General features: G+C 48.9%; 9 protein-coding genes. 2 read left to right on the top strand and 7 right to left on the bottom strand.

Annotation, left to right across the window (positions count from 1 at the left end; genetic code table 11):
• The 7 genes from ACZYUB_RS16420 to ACZYUB_RS16390 form a co-directional block, all read right to left on the bottom strand.
• A partial coding sequence (locus tag ACZYUB_RS16420; protein WP_463949311.1) for a DUF7674 family protein occupies nt 1-224 on the bottom strand: 224 nt, incomplete at its 3' end.
• Nucleotides 225-304: 80 nt separating this feature from the next.
• A complete protein-coding gene (locus tag ACZYUB_RS16415) occupies nt 305-661 on the bottom strand; it encodes a hypothetical protein (RefSeq protein WP_463949310.1) in 357 nt (118 codons plus the stop codon).
• A 60-nt stretch (nt 662-721) separates the two neighbouring features.
• A complete protein-coding gene (locus tag ACZYUB_RS16410) occupies nt 722-1,126 on the bottom strand; it encodes a DUF4279 domain-containing protein (protein ID WP_463949309.1) in 405 nt (134 codons plus the stop codon).
• Between the two features lie 113 nt (nt 1,127-1,239).
• Nucleotides 1,240-1,665: a nuclear transport factor 2 family protein gene (locus tag ACZYUB_RS16405; RefSeq protein WP_463949308.1), complete on the bottom strand. Its 426-nt coding sequence runs from the start codon at nt 1,663-1,665 to the stop codon at nt 1,240-1,242.
• 119 nt (nt 1,666-1,784) lie between these two features.
• Complete coding sequence (locus ACZYUB_RS16400; protein WP_463949307.1) at nt 1,785-2,195, bottom strand: hypothetical protein; 411 nt, start codon at nt 2,193-2,195, stop codon at nt 1,785-1,787.
• Between the two features lie 249 nt (nt 2,196-2,444).
• On the bottom strand, nt 2,445-2,900 hold the full coding sequence (locus ACZYUB_RS16395; RefSeq protein ID WP_463949306.1) for an N-acetyltransferase family protein: 456 nt from the start codon (nt 2,898-2,900) through the stop codon (nt 2,445-2,447).
• A gap of 98 nt (nt 2,901-2,998) precedes the next feature.
• The gene (locus tag ACZYUB_RS16390) at nt 2,999-3,505 is read right to left on the bottom strand and encodes a hypothetical protein (RefSeq protein WP_463949305.1); all 507 of its coding nucleotides are present in this window, start codon (nt 3,503-3,505) and stop codon (nt 2,999-3,001) included.
• Between the two features lie 599 nt (nt 3,506-4,104).
• Here ACZYUB_RS16390 and ACZYUB_RS16385 point away from each other — a divergent pair.
• Both ACZYUB_RS16385 and ACZYUB_RS16380 read left to right on the top strand, forming a co-directional pair.
• Nucleotides 4,105-4,974 carry an EamA family transporter gene (locus ACZYUB_RS16385; RefSeq protein ID WP_463949304.1) on the top strand — a complete coding sequence of 290 codons (870 nt, stop codon included), beginning with the start codon at nt 4,105-4,107 and terminating at the stop codon, nt 4,972-4,974.
• A 243-nt stretch (nt 4,975-5,217) separates the two neighbouring features.
• A complete protein-coding gene (locus ACZYUB_RS16380) occupies nt 5,218-6,417 on the top strand; it encodes an efflux RND transporter periplasmic adaptor subunit (protein ID WP_463949303.1) in 1,200 nt (399 codons plus the stop codon).
• The last annotated feature ends 80 nt before the right edge of the window (nt 6,418-6,497 follow it).

The raw sequence follows: 6,497 nt of genomic DNA, 5'->3' as shown, positions 1-6,497 counted from the left end.
CTTCCCTCAATGAGCCAGCGCTCAACAACTTCAAACAATTCTGTAAGTTCTGAAACTTGCTGAGTTTCTACAAGCGAAGAAATGTGCCGAGAAAGGCTGCCAAGTGCTAAATATAAGGGCAATTCCTTTTCATCCATCCAATCGTCTAGGAATTCTTCCCACGCAGGCTTAAAGCTAGGGCAAGCTTTAATTGCTAGTTCAAACATTTCTGTCTTTTCGATCATAATGCACTTAGCTCTATAATTCCGCGATTTAAATTCTGTCCAGTGGAACGAAGTTTGACCACTTTGTTAAATTTTATGGTTTATGCAATAGTGTTATTCGCTAGGTGTAGGAGGATGCGATTAGCTAAACTTGGTGTTATTGAATAATTAATTGAAGGGTTAGATAACCAAAAAACCATTTCCTCAAGAACCTCAGCATGCGATTGTAAAAGGCCAATGTCGTCCCTTCGTTCTATAGCGTTAGCCCAATCTATAACTTCATTTTCAGATAGCGAGCCAACAAGATAGAGTTTTAAGACATTTTTCATATGTTGTGGCGTCAGCACACCAAGCTCATATTCAGAGTCCCAACCGTATTCCTTTAGCTCTTGCATAAGACTTTCGGTAGGCTCTGCCAAAGATAGTAAAGATTCTATTAATTCTTTTCTTGCTCGCATTATTCCAGTAACACTCCTAAGCGCGGTCTAGTGAGCGAAGCGAATGGCTTAAACGGTTCGTTATGTCGTGATAATTGATAAGCTGAAATCAATTTCTAGCTCCTGAAATATCTCTAGTGCGCGGTAAGAGACATCTACGCCAGCAGTATGACTACTTGATCTATACCCACAAAATACATCCACATTTGCCGATTGTTTTAGTGTCAATAAATACTCTTTATTGGACTTAAGAGTTTTCCATAGAGCAAAAAGATGATCTTCAAGTTTTTCTTCTTCATTAAGTCCTGACTCCAGACTCCACATATCATGCTTATAAGCTGGGCTATTAATGCCTCGCCTATCTCCTCTTCGATGTGTCCGTGAGGGCTGAGCTCCTAATTTATTTTCTATTTCTTCGAAATCCAAACCTGTTTCAGAGAATATTCGCAATGTTGCAGAATAGTTAAAGTAAAGCTCTTCTTTCATTATTTTAACTTCGCGATTAGTATAGATCATGTTGGAGGTAACGTGCGGCCGGAATGCCGCAGGCGTGGAGGGAATCCGAAACGCAGCGTTGGGCCATCACGTTGACCGAAAGGTTAGGCACATATATTTTGAGCGGACTCATTTACAAGAGACTTTTCAAATGCAGCGGTTGGCGTGCCTTGATGGAATATCAATTGCCAGCCAGAATCTGATTTCACCCAAAGTAAGCTTCTCAATGTGTGATGGATAAGCTCATTGTCGTCAATGATATGGGCGGACTTGTATGTTATCAGCGCCGTATTTTCACATTGATATCGAACTTCATAATCTTGTGACCATACAAATATTGGATCGGATGGTTCTTCGTCTGCGAGATACTTTATGATCTGTACGTAATTATATTGATTTCCGGATCGGCCAAACTCGGAAAATTTTTCGTGCAGTAATTTGGAAACTTCAGTTGCGCTGCTTCTGACACTGGCTTGGTGTAATGCAACTTCTTGATATTTTATCGTGGATAAAATTTCTGCCGCGTTCATGATGTGTCCTTCTGCGGTGGGGATTTCACGTGCCTAATATTTTTGTTAAAAGCGGGGCGTAAAATTTGCGAAGCAAATGCCCCGCTTTAAATTGTCCGCTTGAACGCCTAGTTAGCATTTTACTCAACGTGATTGCCATAACGCAGCTCTACTACTTTAACGGAGTTCATACTAGATAATGCACTCACGATATCTTGAACAACCTTTGAATATTCTTTGCCTTCTCCTGTACCTGGATGGAATTGCAGTACATCTACCACTATCCCGGTGTTAGTTCTTTTAGCGCCCACCTGTATTGGAAAATTACTTTCTGTTTTGTAATAGAAGACCACACCAGAATCTCTGGCATCGCTACGTGAATTAATTAGTCTGTGCTTTTCGACTACAGGCTCCAGCGCTTTACCTAACTCAGCCCGTACATCTTCATATTGGCTATTTGAAAGAGCTGGAACTAATAGATATTGGCGATGGTTTAAGCTATCGCAACCAGAAACTAGCATTACAGCTATTGCAAGGATAATAGTGTTCATGATACATCCCAATAATATAATTTTATTTACCAATCAATCGTTATTATTTCTTTGTCGCGAGTTAATGGGAATAAACAGGTGTCTACTGGTTTACAGAACCGTCAATAACAGATGGTTTTTATGGTTTGTTATGGTCGTTTGTCCGGCGCAATACGCTGCGCTATTGCGCCCAACGGCACGGAGCACAACTAAAGAGCACATCGAAGCGACGCAAGCCATTTTGAATTGGATGAATTCTTAGGTCTGTATTTACGCAATAATTTTACTGTACGCATAAAATACGTCATCTTTCACCCACCCCAATGACTCATAAACAGATTGAGCTTTGGTATTTGTCTTTGCCGTAGTTAGATCCATGCGAGATTTTCCGTTACGCTTTGCAATTACCTCAGCTTGCAAGAGTAAGGCGCGGCCGATGCCATGTTTACGGCATTCGGGAAGCACGAATAAGTCATACAGCGAGTAGATCGGCTTTGCTTCCACAGAGCAAAATGTTGGATAGAGCTGACAAAAACCGACGGCCTTTCCTGCTATATCTTCGGCCAGTAATATCACTGATTCAGCGTTATCAATCCGTTGCCGAATATATTCGGTTGCTAAGTCAAGATCGTCCTTCTGCGCATAAAATAAGCGATATTGATTGAATAAAGCTGCAACGTGTTCAACGTCTGCTAACGATGCAATTTTTACTGTCATAGTGTACATGGGTATCATATTGGCCTAACGTGTTAAATAACCAGACCGCGAAGCGTGGTCGGTGAAGTTCCTAGGGAGTTTGGGCAAGGTTGATTTTTGTGAGGTAACTATTGGCTGCCAAAAGAAAAATATACTTCATTGCCTGTTAATAAGCCCCATTCACCAATTTCATCTTCTGATTCGTACGTTATTGCGTATAAATATTTTGGCAGTTTACTCTGCCATTTGGTGTGGGTGGAACATGGATACGGCTCTCTGCCGGTTTCGACTTCAATGTTTTCCATAATCTTTGATTTTATATATTCATAGTCTTTGGGTGACACTGTGAATAAGGCGCAAGAAGAATAGTCACCATGAATATCTGGATATGAAGATTGTCTTTCAATAAAAGCCCCAGAATCAGGAAATTTAATATTTGTTATTCTTTCGAACTCTGATTTGTAAAATGAATCGGATGGATAAAAGGCAAAGTAAGTGCTGGTAGATATATAGATCATGAATCCAATAATAGCAAATCGAGCGATTCGCCCCTTGCGCCATAACCAATAGCTGAAAACTATCACCAATAGTGCACAAAACAACAATAACGTGATGACTGCTGAATTCGATTCCATGATTCAAATGCCCAACATTCCGTTAAACGGAAATAATCCGCCTATCGTGAAACTCCATGCTGCCTATTACTCTGACGTTCGTTCAGATAACAGGCGCTGTTTCTTTATCCCCGCACTGTTATTTCCCTGTGCGCTTATCTGACTATCTATCTCGCCGATGGTCTTTATTCGGGGCCGGTTCGCCGCCCTAATGCTGGCAAATATCCTGGCTACCGCCCCTGACTTACGGCTGTCACAGCGCCGATGGTGGATGGCGGCGCGGGCTGTTAGTGCCAACAGGCAGCTTGCGCTTTTGTTAGTTGCAGGCTACCGCAAGCGGTTAGCGGATGGAATGGGCTCGATTGGGAAAGCTCGTGTTTTTCCAAGTATTTATTCAATAGGCAGGATGCGAGACGGGATGCCACGCGGTGAACGTTGGGCATCGCTGCGCTCAGGATGACCGCAAGGGGCGCGGGGCGTCGCCAGACAGCGAGTTTTGATTTCAGCAACGCATCACCGGGACAGCGTCTTAAAGTCGGTGTAGTAGGGGAATAAAAACAGATATTTTCCCCCTTAATCGTTATATTGCGTCGGTCATTGGATTCCACCTTGTACTGCTGATGTTAAAACTGCCCTTTGCTTCTTCCTCGTTACACGCCTTGGCGCCGCTGGCGGCCGCGCTCGGTGCCATATTCTCCATCACCTTGGGGGCCTCACTGGCCAAATCGCTGTTTCCGCTGATTGGCCCTGCTGGGACGACTGTGCTGCGGCTCGGGATCGCCGCACTGATGCTGGCGCTGGCGTTTCGGATCTGGCGGATCCGCCCGGACCGGGCCCAGTGGCAGGCTGTCGTCCCCTATGCCCTGTCATTGAGTCTGATGAATCTGCTGTTCTACATGGCTATCGAGCGGGTGCCCTTGGGCATAGCGTTGGCCATCGAGTTTATTGGCCCCTTGACGGTCGCGCTCTTGGGATCACAGCGACGGGGGGACTTTATCTGGCTGGGGCTGGCGGTATCTGGCCTCTTGCTGGTGCTGCCGCTGCGCGGGGCAGGGCAGGCGATCGATCCGCTCGGTGCCCTGTTATCGCTAGGTGCCGGGGTGTGCTGGGGCTTGTATATCATCACCGGCCGACGCGCCGGACGGGCCCTGGGTGCCAGCACACCAGCGTTTGGCATGGCCATCGGTGCCCTGGTGGTGCTGCCGTTTGGCTGGGTGCAGGCCAGCAGTGGTTTGCTCAACCCGGCGATCCTGGCGGTGGCCGTTGCGGTGGCTGTGCTCTCCAGCGCCATCCCCTATACGCTGGAGATGTATGCGCTGCGCCGCCTGCCGCCCCAGAGCTTTGGCACCTTGACCAGTTGCGAACCTGCCGTCGGCGCCCTGGTCGGCATGATCTTCCTGGGGGAGAGCTTGCCGCCGAGTCAACTGCTGGGGATCGCCGCCATCATAGCCGCGTCGGTCGGCACCACGCTGGCCGCCCGGCGCGGTTAGTATGTTCATTCCAATAAATCACTATTTTTCAGACACTTCGAGCAAATAAGTTTTTGCTATTAACGTAATCTTAACAGATTGGCGCGTTTGGCAAGTAGATTGGCGCGTTCTGCATATAGATTATGTCTTGTCCCTTGTATGGTTCTGTTCTGGCTCAATCTGTGACCAAGCTCCCGTTTTGGCGACCATTTTTGGCCATCGCTCATCTCGTTTCGGTCCTATTCCACAATCGGAATCATCTATATGAAAAAACTACATATTTTGCGGTATGACGTGTCGCCTTTGTTGGCCGTGTTGACCTTGGGCACCCTGTTGCTCGCGGGTTGCAACGACCAGTCCGCCCCAGTGGCGATGGTGCCGCCCGAGGTGAGTGCGGCGCAGGTTGTCGTCAAGCCGGTGAACCAGTGGGATGAGTACAGTGGCCGCATTGAAGCGATTCAAAGTGTGGAACTGCGTCCCCGGGTCTCTGGTTATCTCGATAGCGTCAACTATCGGGAAGGTCAGGAGGTGAAACAGGGCGATGTGCTGTTCACGATCGACGCCCGTAGTTACCGCGCTGAGTTGGCGCGAGCCAATGCACAGCTCGCTCGTGCGGCCAGTGTTGCGGCCCAGAGCCGTAACGAAGCGCGCCGTGCCAAAGCGCTGGTTGCGCAACATGCCATTTCTACCGAGCAATGGGAGCAGCGCAACGCGGCTGATAAATCCGCCCAGGCCGATATGCTGGCCGCGCAGGCAGCGGTGGATACGGCAAAGCTTAATCTGGAGTGGACCCGGGTGCGTGCGCCGATCGTGGGCCGGGCAGGGCGTGCGCTGGTGACCCAAGGCTACCTGGTCACGGCAGATGGTGCGGCCAGTGTACTGACCACCTTGGTGTCGCAAGACAAGATGTATGCCTATTTCGACATCGATGAGAATGCCTTCTTGCGTTACACCCAGAGCGCCCGCAATACCCTGGATAGCCGCAATACCCTGGCTGGCCACAGTGGCACGATCCCGGTACAGGTCGGGCTCGCCAATGAGGAGGGCTTTCCTCATACCGGCGTGGTCGACTTTCTCGACAACCGGGTGGAGCGCAGCAGTGGCACCCTGCGTGTGCGTGCCATCCTGGATAACCCAGATCGGGTGTTGACCCCAGGTCTGTTTGCCCGTGTGCGCCTGTTCGGCGGTCGCATTCCCGATGCGTTGCTAATCGACAGTCGTGCCCTGCTGACGGATCAGGACCGCAAATATGTCTATGTGGTCGACAAGGACGGCAAGGCCCAGCGCCGTGATGTGGTGCCGGGACGGGAAGCCGAGGGGCTTCGCATCATTGAAAAAGGGTTGGTGGCCGGTGATCGCGTGATCATCGAAGGCTATCAGAAGGTGTTCATGCCAGGCATGCCGGTGAATGCCAAAGCGGTGCCGATGCAGGGCGCAGCAGTATTGGCGGCGGCAAAGCTATGACCTCGGCAAAGCCAATGACCGTACCCATGTTCACCGTGGCGCCTGTGCTGATTGCAGCCGTGCCTCTTGAACCGTCTGTT

Source organism: Pseudaeromonas sp. HNCC25DJ182 (assembly GCF_055413365.1).
This window is presented reverse-complemented; position numbering and strand designations above follow the sequence as displayed.